The sequence below is a fragment of the Pseudomonas sp. B12(2026) genome, assembly GCF_057767015.1.
The window spans coordinates 4,101,028-4,124,812 of sequence record NZ_CM173430.1 but is presented as its reverse complement, the minus strand read 5'-3'; the positions used below and the strand labels follow the sequence as shown (position 1 = coordinate 4,124,812).

The following is a 23,785-nucleotide window of genomic DNA, read 5'->3' as shown; positions in this document are numbered from 1 at the left end:
TGGCTGCAAGTGCTTGATCCGGAAGCTTAAAAAAATCTCCTGAATTTTCCCTAAAGCTCCCCGGATCAACGCCGATACATAGGACGAATGCGAATTCTTGGTGTCCCTGAGCAAGCAGGCCGAGATATCGCAAGCTCAGGAACGAACAGGACCTCTGAAGGAGACCATCATGGCCCTTACCGTCAATACGAACATTGCTTCCCTGAACACCCAGCGCAACCTCAACGGCTCGTCCAACTCGCTGAACACCTCGCTGCAGCGTCTGTCCACCGGCTACCGCATCAACAGCGCCAAGGACGACGCCGCCGGCCTGCAGATCTCCAACCGCCTGTCCAACCAGATCAGCGGCCTGAACGTCGCCACCCGCAACGCCAACGACGGTATCTCCCTGGCGCAGACCGCTGAAGGTGCCCTGCAGCAGTCCACCAACATCCTGTCGCGTATCCGTGACCTGTCCCTGCAGTCCGCCAACGGCTCCAACAGCGACGCCGACCGCGCCGCCCTGCAGAAGGAAGTAGCTGCCCAGCAGGCCGAACTGACCCGTATCGCCGACACCACCACCTTCGGTGGCCGCAAGCTGCTCGACGGCTCCTTCGGTACCTCCAGCTTCCAGGTCGGTTCCAACGCCTACGAAACCATCGACGTCAGCCTGAAGGATGCTTCGGCGTCCGCCATCGGCTCCTACCAGGTTGGTAGCGACAGCACTGTAGCCACCCCCACCGTCACCGGTAGCGTGGTAGCCGACGCTACCGCCGCCTTCACCGCCGGCGACCTGACCGTCGTAGGCAACGGCCAGTCCAAGACCGTCACCGTTGCCGCGGACGACAGCGCCAAGAGCCTGGCCGCCAAGTTCGACGGCGCCGTTTCCGGCCTGACCGCCAACGCCCGCACCGTGTTCAAGGTCGAAGTCACCCAGCCGGCCGCCGGCGACACCGCTGACTTCACCATGACCGTTGGCAGTGGCACCGATGCCCGCTCCGTCGACTTCGTCGGTGTGACCTCCACCGCCGACCTGGCCGACCAGATCAACTCCAACTCGGCCAAACTGGGCCTGAAAGCCAACCTGGACAAGGATGGCGTGCTGACCGTGGAATCCGCCACCGGCGAGAACGTTTCCTTCGGCACCATCACCGGCAACGTCACCATGCAGGCACAGGTGCAGGACGCCAACGGCAAGTTCTCCGCCGCAGCCAACATCGGCACCGCTGATGAAAGCATCGTCGGCTACGTCCAGCTGAACTCCCCGACCTCCTTCTCGGTAGCCACTCCGGCAGCCGGTGCCGGTGCTTCGGCCGAGCTGTTCGGCGCTGCCAATGCCAAGAAGAGTTCGGTAGCCGACGTGGACATCTCCACCGCCGACGGTGCCCAGCGCGCCATCGCCGTGATCGACAACGCCCTGGCCGCGATCGATGCCCAGCGTGCCGACCTCGGTGCCGTGCAGAACCGCTTCGACAACACCATCTCCAACCTGACCAACATCTCGGAGAACGCCGACGCTGCCCGCAGCCGCATCAAGGACACCGACTTCGCCGCGGAAACCGCGACCCTGTCGAAGAACCAGGTGCTGCAACAGGCCGGTACCGCGATCCTGGCCCAGGCCAACCAGCTGCCGCAGTCTGTGCTCAGCCTGCTGCGCTAACGGTTGACGGGTCTTCGATCCGACGACAGGAGGAAGGGGCAACCCTTCCTCCTTTTTGGCTTTGTGAGGGAGTGAACGATGGACGTTGGAAACATAGCCGGGCTTTCGGCGTTCAAGGGCGCTTCGCGTACCGACTCCGCGCTTCCAGCGACCTCCACCGCCGCCAGCCGGCCGGACGGGGAGAGCAAGGATGCGAAAGGGCAGGGCGATGCCCGCGCACGACTGGATGCCGCCGTCGCGGATATCCAGAAGCATGTGCAGGGTGTCCGCCGCAATCTCAATTTCAGCATCGATGACGCGACCGGCGATGTGGTGGTGAAAGTCATCGATGGCGACTCCGGCAAGGTGGTGCGGCAGATTCCTTCCGAGGAAGTGCTGAAACTTGCCGCCCGGCTCGACGATATGCGTAGCCTGATCTTCGAAGCCCAGGCCTGACGCGGCCTTGTTGGAACTGGTACGGCAATTGCTCTGATCCACGGATCGGAGTGTGCGAACGGATTTTTGACGGAGGTGGGACATGGCAGGCATCACGGGACTGGGGTCCGGGATCGATATCGACAGCATCGTGGCGTCGACGGTTAACGCGGAGAAAGCTCCGAAGCAGAACCAGATCGACGCGCTGGAGAAGAAGACCACCACCCAGATCACCGCCCTCGGGGGGCTCAAGAGTGCCATCAGCACTTTCCAGACCGCCCTGTCCAAGCTGAACTCCGTCACCCAGTTCCAGGCGCGCAGCTTCACCTCGTCGGACACCGCCGTGTTCAGCGGCAAGGCGACCGAAGCCGCGGCTCCCGGCACCTACCAGATCCAGGTGCAGCAACTGGCGACCAGCAGCAAGATCGCCCTGGGAGCGGTTCCCGGCGACACTGCCTCCACCTTCAACAGTGGCACCCTGAAAATCTCGGTGGGTGACGTCAAGCTCGACGACATCACCATCGACAGCAGCAACAACACCCTGGCGGGTGTGCGCGATGCGATCAACAAGGCCGGCAAGGGCCAGGGCGTTACCGCCACCATCGTCAACGATTCGCAGGGCTCGCGCCTGGTCATCTCCAGCAGCAAGACCGGCGAAGGCAACGACATCAAGATCGAGGCCAGCGACAGCGGCTCCGGCGGTACCCAGGCGCTGAGCAAGCTGGCCTTCGACCCGGCCACGGCGGCTGACCTGTCCAAGCTGACCGATGCGCAGAAAACCAACGGCGACGGCGGCTTCATCACCCATGCGCAGAGCGCGCTGCTCAGCGTCGATGGCCTGGAGGTCAAGAGCGACAGCAACAGCGTGTCGACCGCCATCGAAGGCGTGACCATCGACCTGAAAAGCAAGACCGAAGCGGACAAGCCGATCACCCTGACCGTCGATATGGACCGGTCCACGGTGACCAACAACATCAAGTCCTTCGTCGACGCCTACAACACCCTGATCAGCTATGTGAACGCCCAGACCAAGGTCACTTCGGTGGGTGAGGACAAGGCGCCCGTCACCGGCGCACTGGTCGGCGATGCCACCGCCCGTTCGCTGCTCAGCACCGTGCGCAACGAGCTGGTGAGCACCCAGGGCAGCAGCGACGGCAATATCCGCGTGCTGGCGGACCTTGGCGTCACCACCAAGCCCGACGGCACCCTGGAAATCGACAGCGACAAGCTGGGCAAGGCCGTCGGCGAAGATTTCGAGTCCGTCGCCTCGCTGTTCACCGGCGACAAGGGCCTGGCGACCCGGCTGGACTCCAGGCTCAAGCCGTACACCGACTCCAACGGCATCCTCGATCAGCGCAACAGCGTTCTGCAAAAGACCCTGAACAGCGTCGACGACCAGCAGGACGCGCTGGATCGCCGCATCAGCGCGCTGCAGGACCGCCTGTACAAGCAGTACAACGCCATGGACTCGCTGGTGAGCAAGCTGACCCAGACCACCAACAGCCTGGCCAGCCAGTTGGCCAGCTTGCCGTTCTCCAATAACTGATCGGACGAGCGCCCGGATTCGAGCCGGGCGCGACAAAAAAACTTCAGGAACCCTTCAAGCTCCCGCGCTGCCGGCCGATACCCTGGCCAGTAGATGAATTCCCCGCAGGAGCCTGCCATGTACGCCATGAGAGCCATGAAGCAATACCAGCAAGTCAGCCTGGAATCGCGCGTTGCCGAGTCCTCGCCGCACGGCCTGATCCAGCTGCTGATGCAGGGTGGCCTGGAGCGCATGGCGCAGGCCCGCGGCGCCATCGAGCGCGGCCAGCTGGCCGAGCGTGGCGAGCTGATCAGCAAGGCCATCGGCATCGTCGGCGGTCTGCGCGAGGCGCTGAACCTGGAGCAGGGCGGCGAACTGGCGCGCAACCTCGACAGCCTCTACGGTTACATGACCGAGCGTCTGCTGGAGGCCAACCGCAATGGCGACGCCGCGATCCTCGACGAAGTATCCGGCCTGCTGCGCGAAGTGAAGTCGGGCTGGGATTCGATCGCCGCCTGAAGGAAGGACGAGTCATGAACCAGGCCATGCAACAACTCAACGAAACCCGCGTCGCGCTTTCCGCCGCGATGTACAGCCAGGACTGGGACGCCATCGGCGAACTGGACCAGAAGTGCCGCGAGCAGGTCGACGTGGCCATGCAGGACGCCGGGCGCGACGAGCAGGCCCTGCGCGATTCCATGGAGCAGTTGCTGGCGCTCTATGGCGAGCTGGTCGCGGTCTGCACCGCCCAGCGCACCTCCATCGGCGAGGAACTGACCGCCGTGCGTCGCTCCAGCCAGGGCGCCAAGGTCTACCAGATGTTCGGCTGATCCCCGACGCCGAAGTCTTCCGGCGACGACCGCCCCTCGCGGTCGCCGTCCCCTCCGCGAACTGTGTCACAGTTCCAATGCCATGACCGGGATCAACCCTTTCGTCGGTCGTCATCAAAAAAAACACGCCATAAATTTGACTCTTGCCACATTTTTGACTTTACTAGTGGCCAAATGCTGGCGACCACGGGAAATGCGTGTCGCCGGTCTCGTGTCAGCTGCCGTTCGACAGCCTCAAAGCCCTGGGATGACAAGCTAAAGATGTGGCGCGAAACCAAGATCCTCCTGATCGACGATAACCAGGAACGCTGTCGTGACCTTTCGGTCATCTTCGGTTTCCTTGGCGAGGACCAACTCTGCTGTGGCAGCCGCGACTGGCGCCAGGCGGTCGATGCGCTGGCCAACGGCAGCCGCGACGTACTCTGCGTGCTGCTCGGCAACGTGGAAGGCAAGGGCGGATCGCTGGAGCTGCTCAAGCAGCTGGCGGTCTGGGACGAATACCTGCCGGTGCTGCTGCTCGGCGAACCGGCCCCCGGCGACTGGCCCGAGGAGCTGCGCCGCCGCGTGCTGGCCAGCCTGGAAATGCCGCCCAGCTACAACAAGCTGCTCGATTCCCTGCACCGCGCCCAGGTCTACCGCGAGATGTACGACCAGGCCCGCGAACGCGGCCGCCAGCGCGAGCCCAACCTGTTCCGCAGCCTTGTGGGCACCAGCCGCGCCATCCAGCAGGTGCGGCAGATGATGCAACAGGTCGCCGACACCGACGCCAGCGTGCTGATCCTCGGCGAGTCCGGCACCGGCAAGGAAGTGGTGGCGCGCAACCTGCACTACCATTCCAAGCGCCGCGACGCGCCCTTCGTGCCGGTGAACTGCGGCGCGATCCCGGCGGAGCTGCTGGAAAGCGAACTGTTCGGCCACGAGAAGGGCGCCTTCACCGGCGCCATCACCAGCCGCGCCGGGCGCTTCGAACTGGCCAACGGCGGCACCCTGTTCCTCGACGAGATCGGCGACATGCCGCTGCCGATGCAGGTCAAGCTGCTGCGCGTGCTGCAGGAGCGCACCTTCGAGCGCGTGGGCAGCAACAAGACGCAGAACGTGGACGTGCGCATCATCGCCGCCACCCACAAGAACCTCGAGAAGATGATCGAGGCCGGCAGCTTCCGCGAAGACCTCTACTACCGCCTCAACGTCTTCCCCATCGAGATGGCCCCGCTGCGCGAGCGCGTGGAGGACATCCCGCTGCTGATGAACGAGCTGATCTCGCGCATGGAGCACGAGAAGCGCGGTTCGATCCGCTTCAACTCCGCGGCCATCATGTCGCTCTGCCGCCACGACTGGCCGGGCAACGTGCGCGAGCTGGCGAACCTGGTCGAGCGCCTGGCGATCATGCATCCCTACGGGGTGATCGGCGTCGGCGAGCTGCCGAAGAAATTCCGCCACGTCGACGACGAGGACGAGCAACTGGCGAGCAGCCTGCGCGAGGAACTGGAAGAGCGCGCGGCGATCACCGCCGGCCTGCCGGGCCTCGACTCGCCGGCCATGCTGCCGGCCGAAGGCATCGACCTGAAGGATTACCTGGCCAACCTCGAGCAGGGCCTGATCCAGCAGGCGCTGGACGATGCCGCCGGCGTCGTCGCCCGTGCCGCCGAGCGCCTGCGCATCCGCCGCACCACCCTGGTGGAGAAGATGCGTAAGTACGGCATGAGCCGCCGCGAAGAGGAAATGGCGGAGGATTGACGCCTCCGTCACACTCTTTTCTGCAAGTCGTTGAAAATCAAAGGGTAATTTTTAGGCACGCGGTTTGCTAAGACTCATCCGACCGACAGTTCTACGACGTCGGACGGATGAGAGAACCGCATGATGCCAGTCGCCCAACGCCAGCCCGAAATGCCCTTCCAGGTGCCTGTCGACGAGAACAGGTCGGTGGAGGAGAGCAGCCGCGCGAACCTGGAACAGGCTTTTGCCCTGTTCAACCAGATGTCCAACCAGCTCAGCGAGTCCTACAGCCAGCTGGAGGCGCGCGTCACCGAGCTCAAGGGCCAGCTGGCCCTGGTCAGCGCCCAGCGCATCCAGGAACTGGCCGAGAAGGAGCGCCTGGCCAACCGCCTGCAGAGCCTGCTCGACGTGCTGCCCGGCGGCGTCATCGTGATCGACGGCCAGGGCGTGGTGCGCGACGCCAACCCGGTGGCCTGCGCACTGCTCGGCAAGCCGCTGGTGGGCATGCTCTGGCGCGAGGTGATCTCCCGCAGCTTCGCCCCGCGCGCCGACGACGGCCATGAAGTTTCCCTGCGCGATGGACGCCGCGTGTCCATCGCCATCCGCTCGCTGAACGGCGAACCCGGCCAGCTCATCCTGCTCAACGACCTGACGGAAACCCGCCGCCTGCAGGACCAGCTGGCGCGCCACGAGCGCCTGTCCGCGCTGGGCCGGATGGTCGCCTCGCTGGCCCATCAGATCCGCACGCCGCTGTCCGCCGCGATGCTCTACGCCGGCCACCTGAGCGAGCAGGCGCTGCCGCTGGAGCAGCAGCAGCGCTTCGCCGGGCGCCTCAAGGAGCGCCTGCACGAGCTGGAAAACCAGGTGCGCGACATGCTGGTGTTCGCCCGTGGCGAGCTGCCGCTGCCGGACCGCCTGGCGCCGCCGCAGCTGTTCGCCAGCCTGCGCGCCGCCGCCGAATCCCACGTCGCCGGGCTGAACGTGCGCTGGCAGTGCGACGCCCGCGAAGGCGATTTGCTGTGCAACCGCGACACCCTGGTCGGCACGCTGCTCAATCTGGTGGAAAACGCCATCCAGGCCGCCGGCCGCGATGTGCGCCTGAAGGTGCACCTGTATGCGCGCGGCGACAGCCTGCGCCTGTCCATCAGCGACAACGGCCCGGGCATGAGCGCCGAGACCCTGGCGCGCCTGGGCGAGCCCTTCTTCACCACCAAGACCACCGGCACCGGCCTCGGGCTGGCCGTGGTCAAGGCCGTCGCCAAGGCGCACCAGGGCGAGCTGCGCCTGCGCTCGCGCCCCGGCCGTGGCACCTGCGCCACCCTGATCCTGCCGCTGATCGTGGCCCAATCCATCGCTCACAAGGAATGAACACCATGGCCGCCAAAGTCCTGCTGGTCGAAGACGACCGCGCCCTGCGTGAAGCCCTCTCCGACACCCTGATGCTCGGCGGGCACGACTTCGTCGCCGTCGACTGCGCCGAGGCCGCGCTGCCGGCCCTGGAGAAGGACGCCTTCAGCCTGGTGATCAGCGACGTGAACATGCCGGGCATGGACGGGCACCAGTTGCTCGGCCTGATCCGCGCACGTTATCCACAGCTGCCGGTGCTGCTGATGACCGCCTACGGCGCGGTGGATCGCGCGGTGGAAGCCATGCGCCAGGGCGCGGCGGATTACCTGGTCAAACCCTTCGAGCCCAAGGCCCTGCTGGAGCTGGTGGCGCGCCATGCGCTGGGCACCGTCGCCCGTGCCGAGGGCGACGGTCCGGTGGCGCTGGAACCGGCCAGCCGGCAACTGCTGGAACTGGCCGCCCGCGTCGCGCGCAGCGATTCCACCGTGCTGATCTCCGGCGAGTCCGGCACCGGCAAGGAAGTGCTGGCGCAGTACATCCACCAGCAGTCGCCGCGCGCGGCCAAGCCCTTCGTGGCGATCAACTGCGCGGCGATCCCGGACAACATGCTCGAGGCCACCCTGTTCGGCCACGAGAAGGGCGCCTTCACCGGCGCCATCGCCGCCCAGCCGGGCAAGTTCGAGCTGGCCGACGGCGGCACCATTCTCCTCGACGAAATCTCCGAGATGCCGCTGGGCCTGCAGGCCAAGCTGCTGCGCGTGCTGCAGGAGCGCGAGGTGGAACGGGTCGGTGCGCGCAAGCCGATCAGTCTGGACATCCGCGTGCTCGCGACCACCAACCGCGACCTGCTCGGCGAAGTGGCGGCGGGGCGCTTCCGCGAGGACCTGTACTACCGCCTCTCGGTCTTCCCGCTGGCTTGGCGGCCGCTGCGCGAGCGCCCGGCGGACATCCTGCCGCTGGCCGAGCGCCTGCTGGCCAAGTACGCGCGCAAGATGAACCTGGCGCCGGTCAGCCTCTGCGCCGATGCCCGCGCCGCGCTGCTGGCGCATCCCTGGCCGGGCAACGTGCGCGAGCTGGACAACGCCATCCAGCGCTCGCTGATCCTGCAGCAGGGCGGCCAGGTGCAGGCCGCCGACCTGTGCCTGAGCGCACCCATCGGCCTGGCGCCGCGCCCGGCGCTGGCGGCTGTGTCGTCGGCGGCGGCGCAGGTTCCGGCCGGCGTCGAGATTCCGGCGCCTGCCGTGCAGGATGCCGGCGCCCTGGGCGAAGACCTCAAGCGCCGTGAGTTCCAGATGATCATCGACACCCTGCGCAGCGAGCGCGGCCGCCGCAAGGAGGCTGCCGAGCGCCTGGGGATCAGCCCGCGCACCTTGCGCTACAAGCTGGCGCAGATGCGTGATGCGGGGATGGATGTGGAGGCTTATCTCTACGCCAGCTGACGCTTGATGCGTTCTGCCTCCGGGCTCGCCGTTGTGCGGGGTTTTTCCTGGGGCGTTGTGTGCATTTGCTCCCGTAGGAGCGGAGCTTCTCCGCGATGCTTTTTGCTTTTCGGGGTTGGGTGTTTCTGCGCCGCTTCGGCGTGTGCTTGAAGTGGCCTAATGATTCTGGACACCCCGATAGGGCGTTAAGCTTCGCCCACAGCAGAGGTGTTCATGAGCAGAAGATCATTCAGTCCGGATTTCAAACTGGAAGCCGCCCGCCTGGTGGTGGATCAAGGCTATTCGGTACCGGCCGCCTGCAAGGCGATGGGGGTAGGGCCCACGGCGATGCGTCGTTGGGTGGCGCAGTTGCAGCTGGAGCGTGGCGGTCAGACGCCGGCGCATAGCAAGGCGCTGACGGCGGAACAGCGGCGTATTCAGGAGCTGGAGGCGCAAGTCCGCCGTTTGGAGCGGGAGAAAGAGATTCTAAAAAAGGCTACCGCTCTCTTGATGTCGGACGCTCTCGATTAATCAGACTGGTCGAGGCATTGGGCGAGCAGCATTCGCGTACAGAACTGTGTCGGTTATTCCGCGTGAATCGCAGCAGTGTCTACGCGGCCCACCAGCGCCAGGCCCTTGTCTGCAGACGACGGGAAGTGCTGCGTCGACGCGTAATGGAGTTGCATGCCCAGAGCCGGTGCGCAGCTGGCGCCCGAACCCTGTCGGCCGCCTTGCGCAACGAGGGTCATACCGTGGGCCGTTACCTGGCTGCCCGGCTGATGAAAGAGATCGGGCTGGTCAGTACGCAGCGCCGTAAACATCGCTACCGGGTCGCCAAGGAACAAAGCGTCATCGCGCCCAACGAACTGGAGCGTCGCTTCAATGTGGACCGCCCCAACCAGGTGTGGTGTGGGGATGTGACATACCTCTGGGCTGGTGGTCGCTGGATCTACCTGGCGGCGGTGATGGACCTGTATGCGCGCCGGATCGTCGGCTGGGCCGTGTCCAACCGTCCAGACTCACAACTCACCGGGCGTGCCTTGCGGGTGGCTTACGAAGCCAGGGGCAAACCACAGCAACTGATGTTTCACTCCGACCAGGGCTGTCATTACACCAGCCTCGAATTCCGCCAATTGCTCTGGCGCTACCACATCCGGCAAAGCATGAGTCGTCGAGGAAACTGCTGGGATAACGCCCCGATGGAGCGTTTCTTTAGAAGCCTCAAGTCGGAGTGGGTGCCGTCTTCCGGCTACGTCGATCAGACTCAAGCAGAGGCCGATGTGCTGCGTTACCTGACCGATTACTACAACCATCAACGGCCACATCGCCACAACGATTACCAGACCCCGGCACAGCGCGAAGAGCTGACCGGATAGACCTAAACCGGTGTCCAGTTTTACTTGACCACTTCAGCTGGGGCTTCTTGTTTCGCCCCCTCGGGCGACCTCCTTTGGCAAACGACCCAAAGGAGGCAAAGGTCTGTGCCCCTGCATCCGGCCCCGGCTTCGCCGGGGTTCCCTCGCTCCATCGAAGTTTCAGGGGCCCGCGTTGACGGGCCATCCCTGGCCCGACAACGCTCTCGCGGCATCCATGCCGCTCAACCCCTGAAACTCCGATTCCGCTCGGCCTCCTGAAGGGGCGCTCCGGTGCGCGCGGAGATTTCTCTGGAAGTCTTCAAAAGCCAAAGCCCAAAGCACAGCGCGCCCCGGATTTGCTCGTGTAGGAGCGGACCTTGTCCGCGATCAGCCCCGCTCAAGAGCTTCGCGGACAAGGTCCGCTCCTACGAAAAGCATCTCGGCACAAATCATCGATGGGTATCGCTTCGCTCCACGCCATCCTACGACGCGCAAATCCTTCAGCCCTGGCTCTGTCTGTCACACCAAAATACCCGGCGCGCGCAGAGTCCCGTCAGGAGGCCGAGTGGAGGTATTGCGCAGAGGGGCGAGCGGCATGGATGCCGCGAGAGGCTTGAAGGGCCATGGATGGCCCTTGCAAGCCGACCCTCGGAGCGATACCGGAGCGAGGGGAGTCTGAGCGCAGCGAAGACCCGGATGTCGGGACGGGCCCTTTTGGTTCCTTTTGGGGCCCCAAAAGGGACTCGCCCGGGAGGGCGAAACCCAATCTCCCAGCACACGCCGAAGCGGCGCAGAAACACCCAACCCCGAAAAACAAAAAGCATCGCGGACAAGGTCCGCTCCTACAGGAGCCGAGCGCACACAACGCCCCCCGAAAAATCCCGCACAACGGCAGACACCCCTGAGGCGTTATGCGACCCACTGCCCGAATATCCCATCCAACCCTCCTGGCTACCCCCATCACCAATTTGTTGGCACCCAAGTTGCAATCCCCTGTGCAAAGCGCCGCGCGGCGTCAAAAAACCGCGGCCAGTCGGAGGGGTAGGTAATGAGTCAGGGTGTCGAATTCAATCGTCTGCTGCTGGAGATGCGCTCCATGCAGATGGAGGCCATGGCCAAGTCGAAGGCGCAGTCCGCGCAACCGACCGAGCCGGGCGCGCCGAGCTTCTCGCAGATGCTCACCCAGGCGGTCGACAAGGTGAGCGGCACCCAGCAGGTCGCCACCGACATGGCATCCGCCTTCGAAGTCGGCCAGAGCGGCGTCGATCTCACCGACGTGATGATCGCCTCGCAGAAGGCCAGCGTGTCCTTCCAGGCCATGACCCAGGTACGCAACAAGCTCGTCCAGGCGTACCAGGACATCATGCAGATGCCGGTCTGAGGTAGCAGGTCATGGCTGACGCCAGCGTAGACAGTCAGGTTCCCGCCAAGCTCGGCGCCGATGCGCCGAAAAAGCCGCTGCTGGGCCTGACCTTCCTCGAGAACCTCGCGGACATGCCCGTGCTGCGCCAGGTCGGCCTGCTGGTCGGCCTCGCCGCCAGCATCGCCATCGGCTTCGGCATGGTGCTCTGGTCGCAGCAGCCGGACTACAAGCCGCTGTACGGCAGCCTGAACGGCGTCGACGCCAACAAGGTGGTCGAGGCCCTGGGCGCCGCCGACATTGCCTACAAGATCGAACCCAATTCCGGCGCGCTGCTGGTCAAGGCCGACGACCTGGGCCGCGCGCGCATGAAGGTCGCCAGCGCCGGCGTGGCGCCGACCGACAGCAACGTCGGCTTCGAGATCCTCGACAAGGAACAGGCGCTGGGCACCAGCCAGTTCATGGAAGCGACCAATTACCGTCGCGGCCTGGAAGGCGAACTGGCGCGCACCATTTCCAGCCTGAACAACGTCAAGGCCGCCCGCGTGCACCTGGCCATCCCGAAGAGCTCGGTGTTCGTCCGCGACGACCGCAAGCCCAGCGCCTCGGTGCTGGTCGAGCTGTATCCGGGGCGCAGCCTGGAGCCGAGCCAGGTGCTGGCGATCGTCAACCTGGTCGCCACCAGCGTGCCGGAACTGGACAAGGGCCAGGTCACGGTGGTCGACCAGAAGGGCAACCTGCTCTCCGACCAGCAGGAGCTCTCCGAGCTGACCATGGCCGGCAAGCAGTTCGACTTCACCCGGCGCATGGAGGGCAACCTCACCCAGCGCGTGCACAGCATCCTGCAGCCGGTGCTGGGCAGCGGCCGCTACAAGGCCGAAGTGGCCGCCGACGTCGACTTCAGCGCGGTGGAGTCCACCTCCGAGTCCTACAACCCGGACCAGCCGGCGCTGCGCAGCGAGCAGACCAACAACGAGGAACGGCAGAACAGCAACGGCCCGCAGGGCGTGCCGGGCGCGCTGTCGAACCAGCCGCCAGGGCCGGCCAGCGCACCGCAGACCACCGCGCAGAACGCGCCGTCCGACTTCGTCGCGCCGGGCCAGCCGCTGAAGGACGCCAACGGCCAGCCGATCATCGATCCGAAGACCGGCAGGCCGGAACTGGCGCCGTATCCGACCGACAAGCGCCAGCAGAACACCCGTAACTACGAGCTGGACCGCTCGGTGAGCTACACCAAGCAGCAGCAGGGCCGCCTGCGCCGGCTTTCCGTCGCGGTGGTGCTGGATGACCGGATGATCACCGACGCCAAGACCGGCGAGGTGACCCACAAGCCGTGGAGCGCCGACGAATTGTCGCGCTTCACCCGCCTGGTGCAGGACGCCGTGGGCTACGACGCCAGCCGCGGCGACAGCGTCAGCGTGATCAACGCGCCCTTCGCCCCCGAGCAGGGCGAGGAAATCGCCTCCCCGCCGTTCTACTCGCAGCCGTGGTTCTGGGACGTGGTCAAGCAGGTGCTGGGCATCGTCTTCATCCTGGTGCTGGTGCTGGGCGTGCTGCGCCCGGTGCTGAACAACCTGTCGGGCAGCAAGGGCAAGGCCCTGGTGGCCGGCGGCGACGCCGGGCTGGGCGAGCTGGGCGGCCTGGAAGGCGAGCTGTCGGAAGACCGCGTCAGCCTCGGCGGCCCCGCCAGCATCCTGCTGCCGAGCCCGTCCGAGGGCTACGACGCGCAGCTCAACGCGATCAAGAGCCTGGTCGCGCAGGACCCCGGGCGTGTCGCTCAGGTGGTGAAAGAGTGGATCAATTCCGATGAGTGACCGCAGATGAGCGAACCTCGGGCGAACGCCAAACTGAGCAAGGTCGACAAGGCCGCCATCCTCCTGCTGTCCCTCGGCGAGACCGACGCGGCGCAGGTGCTGCGGCACATGGGCCCCAAGGAAGTACAGAAGGTCGGCGTGGCCATGGCGCAGATGCGCAACGTGCACCGCGAGCAGGTCGAGCAGGTGATGGGCGAGTTCGTCGATATCGTCGGCGACCAGACCAGCCTGGGCGTCGGCGCCGACAGCTACATCCGCAAGATGCTCACCCAGGCCCTGGGCGAGGACAAGGCCAACAACCTGATCGACCGCATCCTGCTGGGCGGCAACACCAGCGGCCTGGACAGCCTGAAGTGGATGGAGCCGCGCGCCGTGGCCGACGTGATCCGCTACGAGCACCCGCAGATCCAGGCCATCGTGGTCGCCTACCTCGACCCGGACCAGGCCGCCGAAGTGCTCAGCCACTTCGACCACAAGGTGCGCCTGGACATCGTCCTGCGCGTGTCCTCGCTGAACACCGTGCAGCCCTCCGCGCTCAAGGAACTGAACCTGATCCTGGAGAAGCAGTTCGCCGGCAACGCCAACTCCACCCGCACCACCATGGGCGGCGTGAAGCGCGCGGCGGACATCATGAACTTCCTCGACAGCTCGGTGGAAGGCTCGCTGATGGACGCCATCCGCGAGGTGGACGAAGACCTCTCCGGGCAGATCGAGGACCTCATGTTCGTCTTCGACAACCTCGCCGACGTCGACGACCGCGGCATCCAGGCGCTGCTGCGCGAGGTGTCTTCCGACGTGCTGGTGCTGGCGCTCAAGGGCTCGGACGAGGCGATCCGCGAGAAGATCTTCCGCAACATGTCCAAGCGTGCCGCCGAACTGCTGCGCGACGACCTGGAGGCCAAGGGCCCGGTGCGCGTCAGCGAAGTGGAGGGCGCGCAGAAGGAAATCCTCACCATTGCCCGGCGCATGGCCGAATCCGGCGAGATCGTGCTCGGCGGCAAGGGCGGCGAGGAGATGATCTAAGTGGTGCCCCCGGCCAAAGACGAGCAGGAAATCAGCGAGCTGATCCGCGCGCGGGATGTTGCGGGCTTCGACCGCTGGTCGCTGCCCAGCTTCGACCCGGTCAAGCCGCAGCCCGACCCCGAGCCGGAACCCGAGCCTGTGGCCGAGGAGCCGCAGATCGAGGAAGTGCCGGAGGAGGAAGTCAAACCGCTGACGCTGGAGGAGCTCGAGGCGATCCGCCAGGACGCCTACAACGAAGGCTTCTCCACCGGCGAGAAGGACGGTTTCCACTCCGGCCAGTTGAAGGCGCGTGAGGAAGCCGACGCGGCCCTGCAACCGCGCCTGCGGAACCTGGAGACCCTGATGGGGCAACTGCTCGACCCGATCGCCGAGCAGGACCAGATGATCGAGGCGGGCCTGCTCAACCTGGTCACCCAGGTGGTGCGCCAGGTGGTGCAGCGCGAGCTGGCCACCGACTCCAGCCAGATCCGCCAGGTGCTGCGCGAGGCGCTGAAACTGCTGCCGATGGGCGCCGGCAACATCCGCATCCAGGTCAATCCGCAGGACTTCGAGCTGGTCAAGGCGCTGCGCGACCGCCACGAGGAAAACTGGCGGATCATCGAGGACGACGGCCTGCTGCCCGGCGGCTGCCGCATCGAGACCGAGCATTCGCGCATCGACGCGAGCATCGAGACGCGCCTGGCGCAGGCGGTCAAGCAGCTCTTCGAACAGCAGCGCGAGCAGGCCACCCACGCGCCGGAGCCGGACCTGCACGTCGACCTGGGCACGCCCGATGCGCCTTGAGCGGGTCAGCTTCGCCCGCCGCCTGCAGGGTTACGGCGAGGCGGTGAACCTGCCGGCGCAGCCGGTGGTGGAAGGTCGCCTGCTGCGCATGGTCGGCCTGACCCTGGAGGCCGAGGGCCTGCAGGCTTCGGTCGGCAGCCGCTGCCAGGTAATCAACGACGGCGGCTATCACCCGGTGCAGGTGGAGGCCGAGGTGATGGGCTTTTCCGGCAGCAAGATCTACCTGATGCCGGTGGGCAGCCTCGCCGGCATCGCCCCCGGCGCCCGCGTGGTGCCGCTGCCGGACTCCGGCCGCCTGCCGATGGGCATGTCCATGCTCGGCCGCGTGCTCGACGGCGTCGGCCGCGCGCTGGACGGCAAGGGCGGGATGCGCGCCGAGGACTGGGTGCCGATGGAAGGGCCGATCATCAACCCGCTGGCGCGCGACCCGATCCACGAGCCGATGGACGTCGGCATCCGCTCGATCAACTCGCTGCTCACCGTCGGCCGCGGCCAGCGCCTGGGCCTGTTCGCCGGCACCGGCGTGGGTAAGTCGGTGCTGCTGGGCATGATGACCCGCTTCACCAAGGCCGACATCATCGTGGTCGGGCTGATCGGCGAACGCGGCCGCGAGGTGAAGGAATTCATCGAGCACATCCTCGGCGAGGAAGGCCTCAAGCGTTCCGTGGTGGTCGCCTCGCCTGCCGACGACGCGCCGCTGATGCGCCTGCGCGCCGCGCAGTACTGCACGCGCATCGCCGAATACTTCCGCGACAAGGGCAAGAACGTCCTGCTGCTGATGGATTCGCTGACCCGCTACGCCCAGGCCCAGCGCGAGATCGCCCTGGCCATCGGCGAGCCGCCGGCGACCAAGGGCTATCCGCCGTCGGTGTTCGCCAAGCTGCCGCGCCTTGTCGAGCGCGCCGGCAACGGCGAGAAGGGCGGCGGCTCGATCACCGCCTTCTACACCGTGCTCAGCGAGGGCGACGACCAGCAGGACCCGATCGCCGACGCCGCCCGCGGCGTGCTCGACGGCCACTTCGTGCTGTCGCGCCGGCTGGCCGAGGAAGGCCATTACCCGGCCATCGACATCGAGGCCTCGATCAGCCGGGTGATGCCGCAGGTCACCACCCCCGAACACCTGCGCGACGCCCAGCGCTTCAAGCAACTGTGGTCGCGCTACCAGCAGAGCCGCGACCTGATCAGCGTCGGCGCCTACGTGGCCGGCGGCGACGCCGAGACGGACCTCGCCATCCAGCGCTTCCCGATCATGCGCCAGTTCCTCCGCCAGGGCCTGGGCGAAAGCCAGAACCTCGACGACAGCCGCCTGCTGCTCGACGCGGTGGTCAGCGGCAAGGCCGGCTGATGCCAGTCATGCACGATGCTTTCCGTAGGATGGGTGGAGCTTGCGATACCCATCGCTCTTCGATGACGGCCGAGAAGCAGCATGGGTATCGCTCCGCTCCACCCATCCTACGGGGCGAACTGCGCGGAGGGCGGCCATGAACCGCCGCGCCGAGCGCCTCGCCCCGGTAGTGGACATGGCCCTCAAGGCCGAACGCGAAGCCGCGCGCCAGCTCGGCCTGGTGCAGAACCAGCTGCTGCAGGCGCAGCGCAAGCTCGCCGAGCTCGAACGTTTTCGCCTGGACTACCAGCAGCAATGGATCCGCAACGGCCAGCAGGGCGTCACCGGGCAGTGGCTGATCAACTACCAGCGCTTCCTCTCGCAGCTGGAAACCGCCGTCGAACAGCAGAACCGCGCGGTGGACTGGCACCAGACCAGCGTCGACAAGGCCCGTGCCGCCTGGCAGGAGAAGTACGCCCGCCTCGAAGGCCTGCGCAAGCTGGTGGAACGCTACCGCGAGGAAGCCCGCGCCGCCGCCGACAAGTACGAGCAGAAGCAGCTCGACGAGTTTGCCCAGCGGCTGAGGCCCACCGATCACTGAGTTCGGCGCCGGTACGCTTTCAGAACTTGAAGGTGGCGCGCAGCGAGAAGAACTGGCTGTCGACGCCACCGGCGTCGCGGATGGCCGAGCCCACGGCGTAGTACTGGTAGTCGAGGTCGGCGGTGAGGTTGTCGGTGAGCCGCCACTTCAGGTTGCTGCGCAGGACGCTGCCGGTGTCCTTCGATGAGCTTTGCCCGCCTTTGACGGCAACGCCCATGTTGGCGATGTACACCGCGTCTTCGTCGCTCTGCCGGATGATCCTGAACAGGCCCGAGTCGATGCGCAGCCTGGGGCGCGGGGAGAAGGCGAATGTGGGGCCGACGATGACGGCGTTGGCGAGGGTGACCAGGCCGGACTCGCCATACACACCCGCCTTCGGAAAGAGCGGGTCGAAGGTTTCGACACGTCCGTCGCCGGCGTGGCGATCGCCGCTGGCGGCGTCGATGCGCATGCCCAGGCGCGGCTGCCAGGGGGCCTCGAAGGTGTAGCCGGTATCGCTGGAAACGGCCCAGGCGCGAATGTCGGCGTTGCCCAGGTGACCCGTCTGCCGGGCGAAATCCCAGCTGTAATCCAGCCGGCCGATCTGCCCGTACAGGCGATTGCCCAGGGTGTAGCGCTGCTCGTCCCCGTGCTGCCCGGCGAGACTGCGCCCCTTGGTTTCCAGCCCGAAGGCATAGAGATCGAGGTTCAGCTCCGGGCGTTGCGGCAGGGTTGCGTAGAGCCCGTAGAACTTGCGGTCCTTGTCGCTGCCATTGTCGAAGGATTGCGGATCGAGGCGCACCGGCCGGAACGCGAAAGCATCCAGCTGTGCCCGCCCGGCGGCGCCGAGGCTCAGGCGCAGGCCGTCGTAGCTCATGCGCACGTTGGGAAAGTCCCGCCAGGTGACCCAGGCCTGGCTGCCGAGTGCCATTTCCTGGCGTCCGAGCCGAGTCTGCAGAGGGATGTCGCCCGGTTTCGCATTGAGATCGACGAAGGCCTGGTGGATTTCGTTGCGGCTGTCCTCGGCGGGGGAGTAGAGGTCGTTGCCCCAGGCCCGGGTGTTTTCCATTTCGATGAAGGCGCGCAGGCGATCATCCAGCAGGTGCAGGTCGGCATGTGCGTGCAGGCGCTGCATCAGCGAGCTGTCGTCATGGATGCCGCGCAGGCCGAAGACCGGCTGCTGCAGTGCTTCCATGCGATAGCGGGCCTCGCCGCCCAGCTGCAGCCAGGCACTCCCGGAAAGCCGTTGGTAGCGCAGCGCGTCGAACGGGGCGGTGCGCCTGGCCGGATCATCCAGGAAGCGATAGTCCTCCAGCCAGCGCGCAGGGCCGGGCGGCAACGGACGCTCCTGTTCGAGCGAGGGCGGCGCGGCGGTTGCCGCAAGGGAAACGAGTGCCAGCGGCAGGATGGCGGCTGGCCGGCGATGGCGGGTAGACCACATGGCGGTATTCCTTGTTCTTGTAATGGGCCGATGCGTGGCCGAGCGCGGCCGGGAGAAACGGGTTCTCCTGGCACGCGAGGGGAGGGAGGAGCGCTGCGCCGCGGAGCGCAGCGCGGCAGGTCACTGCACGCAGCGACCGTAGAGGCAGGTCATCTGGCCGTAGCGGTAACGGATCGGCGCGCTGACCACGCCGTTGCTCCTGGCGTATTCATCCCAGTCCGCCGCCAGTTCCGCGGCTTTGCCGGGTGCCTGCGTGGCCAGGTCGTGCAGCAGGCTCGGGTCCTTGACGTAGTCGAAGAGCTGCCAGTGGCCGGTGCCATAGGGCGGGGCCTGCATCAGCAGGGTCCAGTTGCCCTTGTAGAGCGCGCGGCGGCCATTGAACTCCCAACCCAGCGCGCGCTCGGCCTGCGGCTTGTCGGGGGCCTGCAGGGCCAGTCGCATCGAGCGGCCTTGCAATGGCAGCAGGTCGTGCCCGTTGCGCTGGTTCGGGTAGCTGACGTGGGCCAGCTCGAGCACCGTGGGCATCAGGTCTTTCACGTGCAGCAACTGGGCGTTGATCTGGCCGGGCCTGCCCCAGCCGGGATAGCGCACGATGGCCGGCACGTTGATGCCGCCGCGGGCGGTCAGGCTCTTGAAGTAGGGGAAGGGCGTCATGCCGACCTGCGCCCACTGCGGACCGAGTATGAGGTAGGAGCCCCGGCGGCCCTGGTTCTGCGGCCGGTTGTCGAAGTTCCCGTCGACCCATGCCTGGATGCCGCCATGGTCGTCGGTGGTGCCCAGCGACTCCAGGGATGAAGCCTCCGAACCGTTGTCGGACATGAACACGATGAAGGTGTCGTCCAGTTCGCCGGTCCTGCGCAGGTACTCGATGACACGGCCGATGTTGTGATCGAGGTTGTCCACCATCGCGGCATACACCGACATGACGCGCGCCTGCTCCTCGCGCTGGGCCTCGGTGAGCTGGTCCCAGCCCGGCAGGCGCCCGGCCAGCGGTACGTTGGCCTGCGCATCGATGGACACCAGGCCGAGCTGCTTCATCCGCGCCAGCCGCTGCTGGCGGATCTGCTCGTAACCTTCCTGATAGTGGCCCCGGTACTTCTTGAGGTATTCGTCGGGGGCCTGCAGCGGCCAGTGCGGCGCGGTGAACGCCAGGTAGCCGAAGAAGGGTTTGCCGGGTTCACGCTGCGTCTGCAGATAGTCCAGCATGCGCTCGGTGTAGAAGTCGCTGGAATAGAAGTCCTTGGGTAGCCGGACTTCCTTGCCATCCTCCAGATAGCGGGCCAGGTAGTTGCCGGGGAACATCGGGCGCATGTCCATGTGGCTGGCCCCACCGGGCAGCAGCACGAAGGAGTGCTCGAAGCCGCGCGCGGAAGGAATGGCCTGGGGCGACATGCCCAGGTGCCACTTGCCGGCCATGAAGGTGTTGTAGCCATTGTCCCTGAGCTGCTCGGCGAGGGTCGTGACGCGCTGGTTCAGATAGCCCTCGTAGCCATTCCTGCCCTTCTGCTCCGGTTGCAGGTACTCGGCCATGGTGCCGAGCCCGGCCTGGTGGTTGTCCACGCCGGTCAGCAGCATCGAGCGGCTGACCGAGCAGGTCGGGCCGGCATAGAAGTTCTTCAGGCGGACGCCGTCTTCGGCCAGTTTCTGCAGCGACGGCGTGGAGATTTCGCCGCCGAAGGGCTGGGTATCCGAATAGCCCAGGTCGTCGGCGACGATGAACAGGACGTTGGGGCGCTTCGCGGTTTCGGCGTGAGCCGGTGAGGTCAGGCAGAACGACGCAGGGAGGAGTAGCAGGAGGAGTTTGGAGAGGAGGCTGCGCATCCGGGCGATTCCTTTTTGTAATTGTTTTATCGGCCCCTGCCACCAGGGGCGCCGGATCATAGGAATGCCCAGGCGGATGCAAAGAACCATAGGGTCACTGGCGACATGTCTGTTCGCGGTTGCGCAACGCTGGAGGGTGCCCGGCGGATGCCGGATACCCCGCGTTCGCGCTGGACGCAGCGTCCTGCCTGGCTTCGAGGCCGTGATGGCGATCGCGGGCGACTGTCCTCGTTGGCGTCCCGGGTGGGGCGTCCTGGGGCTGTCGTCAGAAATATCTCCCTGAAGAATGGGATGTTGGTTGTAGGTAAATTGGGGGGCGGTCCGGGCCGGTCGGTCCTGCATCGCTCTGCGGATGACATGGGCGAGAAGCCCGCTCAGAACAGCGGCCGCGACATCTTGAACATGAACGCCGGATCGCAATAGGCGTTGTGCCCGGAGTAGGCGCTGCAGTCGTCGCCGGTCAGGCTGCCGCCGCTGTAGGAGAAGTCCAGGTCGATGCCCAGCCAGGGCCGGCGCAGGTTCACCGACCAGTCGTCGAAACCGCTGACGCTGCCGCCACTGCCCAGGCTGGCCGGGGCGGCGAGGTGGTAGGTGGAATACTTGAAGGACAGCGCGAAGCCCAGGTCCCGCTCCAGGCCCAGGTCGGTGAACAGCGTGGCGGTGCTGCGGCCGTTCTGGTCGCTGTAGGCCGCGCCGAGGCGGCTGCCGAACACCGAGAGACCGCCGTACAGCGCCTGGCTGTCGAAGTCCGGCTGTTCCGGGCGGCTGTAGCGCAGGGTGCCCAGCTCGTAGCCCAGCCCGCCGTCGCCCAGCGCGTGCTTGAAGCCGGCGTAGCTGTCGATCTCCAGCGGCTTTTCCTGTTCGAGGTTCGAGGTCCAGCTGCCGATGTACCAGCCGGTGGCGTGGCTGACGTCCACGCCGCCTAGCACGCTGTTCGCCTGGCCGGGCCGGACCAGCCCCTGGGCCATGCTGCGGGTCGGTGAGTTGGCGAGTTTCAGTTCGAAATCGCCCAGCTCGCGCTGCATTACCCGGTTATGGGTGCATGACACCGTGCAGACAGCGCAGGCCACGATGAGAATGGACTTGTACATGCTCCCTCTCCATTGCCTGGTGCGACCCGGCGCGGGCTTCCGGCGAACCCCGGCCGGCATGTCGCAGCCAGGAAGGGTAACGGCATTTGCCCGGGCCGTGGGGGCCGGCGGTCCATTTCGCGGGAATCCGGCGGGGTCCGGCGATGGCCTTCCGACAGCTGCCGAGGTTGCCGGTGTCATGACTTGCTGCTAAATCTTCAAGCTCGGACGCGCCGTTCGATCGACAAGGAGAATCCCATGGCCATCACTTGCGTTCCCTCCGCTGACGGGCAGGAGCTGACCATCGTGGTCCAGGGCCGTTTCGATTTCGGTGCGCACCAGGAATTCCGCGACGCCTACGAGCGCGTCGACATCACGCCCCGGCGCTATGTGATCGACCTCAAGGGCGCCACCTACCTGGACAGCTCGGCGCTGGGCATGCTGCTCCTGCTGCGCGACCACGCCGGCGGCGAGAACGCGCAGATCAGCCTGGTGCACTGCAACGCGGACGTGCGCAAGATCCTCGCCATCTCCAACTTCGAACAGCTGTTCACGATCAGCTGAACCCGCTGTTCCGCCTCCGAGAGCGGCCATGGCTGATTTCCTCACGGTCCTGATCGCCGACGACAACGCCGCCGACCGCCTGCTGCTGTCCACCATCGTCAGCCGCCAGGGCCACCGGGTGCTCACCGCCGCCAACGGCCTGGAAGCGCTGGCGCTGTTCGCCCAGGAGCGCCCGCAGCTGGTGCTGATGGATGCGCTGATGCCGGTGATGGACGGCTTCGAGGCGGCGCGGCGGATTCGCCGGCAGGCCGGCGAGGAACTGGTGCCGATCATCTTCCTCACCTCGCTGAGCGAGCCCGAGGCGCTGGTGCAGAGCCTGGAGGCGGGCGGCGACGACTTCCTCTCCAAGCCCTACAACCGGATCATCCTCGAAGCCAAGATCCGCGCCATGGGCCGCCTGCACCACCTGCAGCGGATGGTGCTGGAGCAGCGCGACCTGATCGCCCGGCACAACGAGCACCTGCTCAACGAACAGCGGGTGGCCAAGGCGGTGTTCGACAAGGTGGCGCACTCGGGCTGCCTCAACGCGGCGAACATCCGCTACCTGCAATCGCCCTTCGCGCTGTTCAACGGCGACCTGCTGCTGGCCGCGTTCAAGCCCTCCGGCGGCATGCACGTGCTGCTCGGCGACTTCACCGGCCACGGCCTGCCGGCGGCCATTGGCGCCATGCCGCTGGCCGAGGTGTTCTACGGCATGACCGCCAAGGGCTACCCGATGGCGGACATCCTTCGCGAGATGAACGCCAAGCTCAAGCGCATCCTCCCGCTGGGCGTGTTCTGCTGCGCGGCCATGCTCAACCTGAGCTTCCAGCGCGGCCTGGTGGAGGTGTGGAACGGCGGGCTGCCCAATGGCTACCTGGTGCGGGGGGACAAGCGCGAGGCGCTGCCGCTGGCGTCGCGCCACCTGCCGCTGGGCATCCTCGACGCGGCCTCGTTCAACGCGCACTGCGAGGTCTACGCGATGGAGGAGGGCGACCGCGTGTTCCTCTTCTCCGATGGCGTGACCGAGGCGCGCAACGCCGCCGGCGAGATGTTCGGCGAGCAGCGCCTGCGCGAGGTCTACGACGGCGAGCCGGTGCCGGCGCGGCTGTTCGACGGCATCCAGTCGGCGCTGGCGCGCTTCCGGGGCGAGGTGCAGGACGACGTCAGCATGCTGGAAGTCGTGCTGGTGCCGGAGCACTCGCTGCAGCGGCCGCCGCTGGCGTTCTCCGACAGCGGCCTGAGCAGCCCGCTGGACTGGTCCGCCAGCTTCGAATTCCGCGCGCCGACCCTGCGGCATTTCAGCCCACTGCCGTTCCTGCTGCAGCTGCTGCTGGAGGTGCAGGACCTGCGCCCCAGGGGCGGCGCGCTCTACACCGTGCTCGCCGAGCTGTATTCCAACGCCCTGGAGCACGGCGTGATGGGCCTGGATTCCGCGCTCAAGTGCGATGCCGACGGCTTCGCCCGCTATTACCGGCTGCGCAGCCAGCGCCTGGCGGAGCTGCGCGACGGCTTCGTGCGCTTCCACCTCGACCTCGCGCCCCATGGCGACGGCGGGCGCCTGCTGGTGCGGGTGGAGGACAGCGGCGACGGCTTCGACGTCGGCGCGGTGCTGGCGGCCCAGCGCACCGCCGGCAGCCTCTGCGGACGCGGCCTGGCGCTGGTGCGGCAGCTGGCCGACCGCTGCCAGTGGTCGGCTGATGGCAAATCGGTCTCCGTGGAGTTCTTCTGGTCGGCTAAGGCATAATCCGCCCTTCGCTTGCCCTGCGGAGTGGCGAGCTG

20 protein-coding genes are annotated in these 23,785 nt (G+C 66.4%); 17 read left to right on the top strand and 3 right to left on the bottom strand.

Annotated elements, in window-relative coordinates; genetic code table 11:
- Positions 1-169 precede the first annotated feature (169 nt).
- The 15 genes from AC3B6A_RS19050 (at position 170) to fliJ (ending at position 17,149) form a co-directional block, all read left to right on the top strand.
- Positions 170-1,639, top strand: a complete 1,470-nt coding sequence (locus tag AC3B6A_RS19050) for a flagellin (RefSeq protein ID WP_488398668.1) — start codon at positions 170-172, stop codon at positions 1,637-1,639.
- Positions 1,640-1,717: 78 nt separating this feature from the next.
- Entirely contained in the window at positions 1,718-2,074 is a 357-nt protein-coding gene (locus tag AC3B6A_RS19045; protein ID WP_488398667.1) for a flagellar protein FlaG, read from the top strand.
- Between the two features lie 82 nt (positions 2,075-2,156).
- A complete protein-coding gene (gene fliD / locus AC3B6A_RS19040; RefSeq protein ID WP_488398666.1) occupies positions 2,157-3,599 on the top strand; it encodes a flagellar filament capping protein FliD in 1,443 nt (480 codons plus the stop codon).
- A 117-nt stretch (positions 3,600-3,716) separates the two neighbouring features.
- On the top strand, positions 3,717-4,097 hold the full coding sequence (gene fliS, locus AC3B6A_RS19035; RefSeq protein ID WP_488398664.1) for a flagellar export chaperone FliS: 381 nt from the start codon (positions 3,717-3,719) through the stop codon (positions 4,095-4,097).
- Between the two features lie 14 nt (positions 4,098-4,111).
- Positions 4,112-4,408: a flagellar protein FliT gene (gene fliT / locus AC3B6A_RS19030; RefSeq protein ID WP_488398663.1), complete on the top strand. Its 297-nt coding sequence runs from the start codon at positions 4,112-4,114 to the stop codon at positions 4,406-4,408.
- A 261-nt stretch (positions 4,409-4,669) separates the two neighbouring features.
- On the top strand, positions 4,670-6,145 hold the full coding sequence (locus AC3B6A_RS19025) for a sigma-54 dependent transcriptional regulator (protein ID WP_488398662.1): 1,476 nt from the start codon (positions 4,670-4,672) through the stop codon (positions 6,143-6,145).
- Between the two features lie 150 nt (positions 6,146-6,295).
- Entirely contained in the window at positions 6,296-7,492 is a 1,197-nt protein-coding gene (locus AC3B6A_RS19020; protein WP_488403635.1) for a sensor histidine kinase, read from the top strand.
- Positions 7,493-7,497: 5 nt separating this feature from the next.
- Positions 7,498-8,910, top strand: coding sequence for a sigma-54-dependent response regulator transcription factor FleR (gene fleR, locus AC3B6A_RS19015; RefSeq protein ID WP_488398661.1), 1,413 nt, complete (start codon positions 7,498-7,500; stop codon positions 8,908-8,910).
- Positions 8,911-9,123: 213 nt separating this feature from the next.
- Positions 9,124-10,265 (top strand): IS3 family transposase gene (locus AC3B6A_RS19010; RefSeq protein ID WP_488397875.1). Its coding sequence is split into 2 segments (ribosomal slippage): positions 9,124-9,376 and positions 9,376-10,265, totalling 1,143 coding nucleotides; the frame shifts between segments, so codons are not numbered across the junction.
- Between the two features lie 1,027 nt (positions 10,266-11,292).
- Positions 11,293-11,625: a flagellar hook-basal body complex protein FliE gene (gene fliE, locus AC3B6A_RS19005; protein ID WP_488398660.1), complete on the top strand. Its 333-nt coding sequence runs from the start codon at positions 11,293-11,295 to the stop codon at positions 11,623-11,625.
- Positions 11,626-11,636: 11 nt separating this feature from the next.
- Entirely contained in the window at positions 11,637-13,418 is a 1,782-nt protein-coding gene (fliF, locus tag AC3B6A_RS19000; RefSeq protein ID WP_488398659.1) for a flagellar basal-body MS-ring/collar protein FliF, read from the top strand.
- 6 nt (positions 13,419-13,424) lie between these two features.
- The gene (gene fliG / locus AC3B6A_RS18995) at positions 13,425-14,441 is read left to right on the top strand and encodes a flagellar motor switch protein FliG (protein WP_488398658.1); all 1,017 of its coding nucleotides are present in this window, start codon (positions 13,425-13,427) and stop codon (positions 14,439-14,441) included.
- Positions 14,442-15,224 (top strand): flagellar assembly protein FliH, encoded by a 783-nt coding sequence (fliH, locus tag AC3B6A_RS18990; RefSeq protein ID WP_488398657.1) that lies wholly within the window; start codon positions 14,442-14,444, stop codon positions 15,222-15,224.
- Complete coding sequence (gene fliI, locus AC3B6A_RS18985; protein ID WP_488398656.1) at positions 15,214-16,569, top strand: flagellar protein export ATPase FliI; 1,356 nt, start codon at positions 15,214-15,216, stop codon at positions 16,567-16,569. The genes fliH and fliI overlap by 11 nt, the downstream gene beginning before the upstream one ends.
- Positions 16,570-16,705: 136 nt before the next feature.
- Positions 16,706-17,149 carry a flagellar export protein FliJ gene (gene fliJ / locus AC3B6A_RS18980; protein ID WP_488398655.1) on the top strand — a complete coding sequence of 148 codons (444 nt, stop codon included), beginning with the start codon at positions 16,706-16,708 and terminating at the stop codon, positions 17,147-17,149.
- Between the two features lie 19 nt (positions 17,150-17,168).
- Here the strand turns inward: fliJ and AC3B6A_RS18975 are convergent, their stop codons facing one another.
- The 3 genes from AC3B6A_RS18975 to AC3B6A_RS18965 form a co-directional block, all read right to left on the bottom strand.
- Entirely contained in the window at positions 17,169-18,569 is a 1,401-nt protein-coding gene (locus AC3B6A_RS18975) for an alginate export family protein (RefSeq protein ID WP_488398654.1), read from the bottom strand.
- Positions 18,570-18,689: 120 nt separating this feature from the next.
- Entirely contained in the window at positions 18,690-20,390 is a 1,701-nt protein-coding gene (locus AC3B6A_RS18970; protein WP_488398653.1) for an arylsulfatase, read from the bottom strand.
- 374 nt (positions 20,391-20,764) lie between these two features.
- Complete coding sequence (locus AC3B6A_RS18965; protein ID WP_488398652.1) at positions 20,765-21,481, bottom strand: TorF family putative porin; 717 nt, start codon at positions 21,479-21,481, stop codon at positions 20,765-20,767.
- A gap of 237 nt (positions 21,482-21,718) precedes the next feature.
- On the opposite strand from AC3B6A_RS18965, the gene AC3B6A_RS18960 reads away from it, so the two are divergent.
- Positions 21,719-22,024 carry an STAS domain-containing protein gene (locus AC3B6A_RS18960; protein ID WP_488398651.1) on the top strand — a complete coding sequence of 102 codons (306 nt, stop codon included), beginning with the start codon at positions 21,719-21,721 and terminating at the stop codon, positions 22,022-22,024.
- A 28-nt stretch (positions 22,025-22,052) separates the two neighbouring features.
- Positions 22,053-23,750 carry an ATP-binding SpoIIE family protein phosphatase gene (locus tag AC3B6A_RS18955; RefSeq protein WP_488398650.1) on the top strand — a complete coding sequence of 566 codons (1,698 nt, stop codon included), beginning with the start codon at positions 22,053-22,055 and terminating at the stop codon, positions 23,748-23,750.
- The last annotated feature ends 35 nt before the right edge of the window (positions 23,751-23,785 follow it).

Excerpts from the sequence above, each read along its gene's own strand:
- AC3B6A_RS19050 (WP_488398668.1), top strand. The coding sequence starts at position 170 with ATGGCCCTTACCGTCAATACGAACATTGCTTCCCTGAACACCCAGCGC.
- AC3B6A_RS19045 (WP_488398667.1), top strand. The coding sequence starts at position 1,718 with ATGGACGTTGGAAACATAGCCGGGCTTTCGGCGTTCAAGGGCGCTTCG.
- fliD (WP_488398666.1), top strand. The coding sequence starts at position 2,157 with ATGGCAGGCATCACGGGACTGGGGTCCGGGATCGATATCGACAGCATC.
- fliS (WP_488398664.1), top strand. The coding sequence starts at position 3,717 with ATGTACGCCATGAGAGCCATGAAGCAATACCAGCAAGTCAGCCTGGAA.
- fliT (WP_488398663.1), top strand. The coding sequence starts at position 4,112 with ATGAACCAGGCCATGCAACAACTCAACGAAACCCGCGTCGCGCTTTCC.
- AC3B6A_RS19025 (WP_488398662.1), top strand. The coding sequence starts at position 4,670 with ATGTGGCGCGAAACCAAGATCCTCCTGATCGACGATAACCAGGAACGC.
- AC3B6A_RS19020 (WP_488403635.1), top strand. The coding sequence starts at position 6,296 with ATGCCCTTCCAGGTGCCTGTCGACGAGAACAGGTCGGTGGAGGAGAGC.
- fleR (WP_488398661.1), top strand. The coding sequence starts at position 7,498 with ATGGCCGCCAAAGTCCTGCTGGTCGAAGACGACCGCGCCCTGCGTGAA.
- fliE (WP_488398660.1), top strand. The coding sequence starts at position 11,293 with ATGAGTCAGGGTGTCGAATTCAATCGTCTGCTGCTGGAGATGCGCTCC.
- fliF (WP_488398659.1), top strand. The coding sequence starts at position 11,637 with ATGGCTGACGCCAGCGTAGACAGTCAGGTTCCCGCCAAGCTCGGCGCC.
- fliG (WP_488398658.1), top strand. The coding sequence starts at position 13,425 with ATGAGCGAACCTCGGGCGAACGCCAAACTGAGCAAGGTCGACAAGGCC.
- fliI (WP_488398656.1), top strand. The coding sequence starts at position 15,214 with ATGCGCCTTGAGCGGGTCAGCTTCGCCCGCCGCCTGCAGGGTTACGGC.
- fliJ (WP_488398655.1), top strand. The coding sequence starts at position 16,706 with ATGAACCGCCGCGCCGAGCGCCTCGCCCCGGTAGTGGACATGGCCCTC.
- AC3B6A_RS18975 (WP_488398654.1), bottom strand. The coding sequence starts at position 18,569 with ATGTGGTCTACCCGCCATCGCCGGCCAGCCGCCATCCTGCCGCTGGCA.
- AC3B6A_RS18970 (WP_488398653.1), bottom strand. The coding sequence starts at position 20,390 with ATGCGCAGCCTCCTCTCCAAACTCCTCCTGCTACTCCTCCCTGCGTCG.
- AC3B6A_RS18965 (WP_488398652.1), bottom strand. The coding sequence starts at position 21,481 with ATGTACAAGTCCATTCTCATCGTGGCCTGCGCTGTCTGCACGGTGTCA.
- AC3B6A_RS18960 (WP_488398651.1), top strand. The coding sequence starts at position 21,719 with ATGGCCATCACTTGCGTTCCCTCCGCTGACGGGCAGGAGCTGACCATC.
- AC3B6A_RS18955 (WP_488398650.1), top strand. The coding sequence starts at position 22,053 with ATGGCTGATTTCCTCACGGTCCTGATCGCCGACGACAACGCCGCCGAC.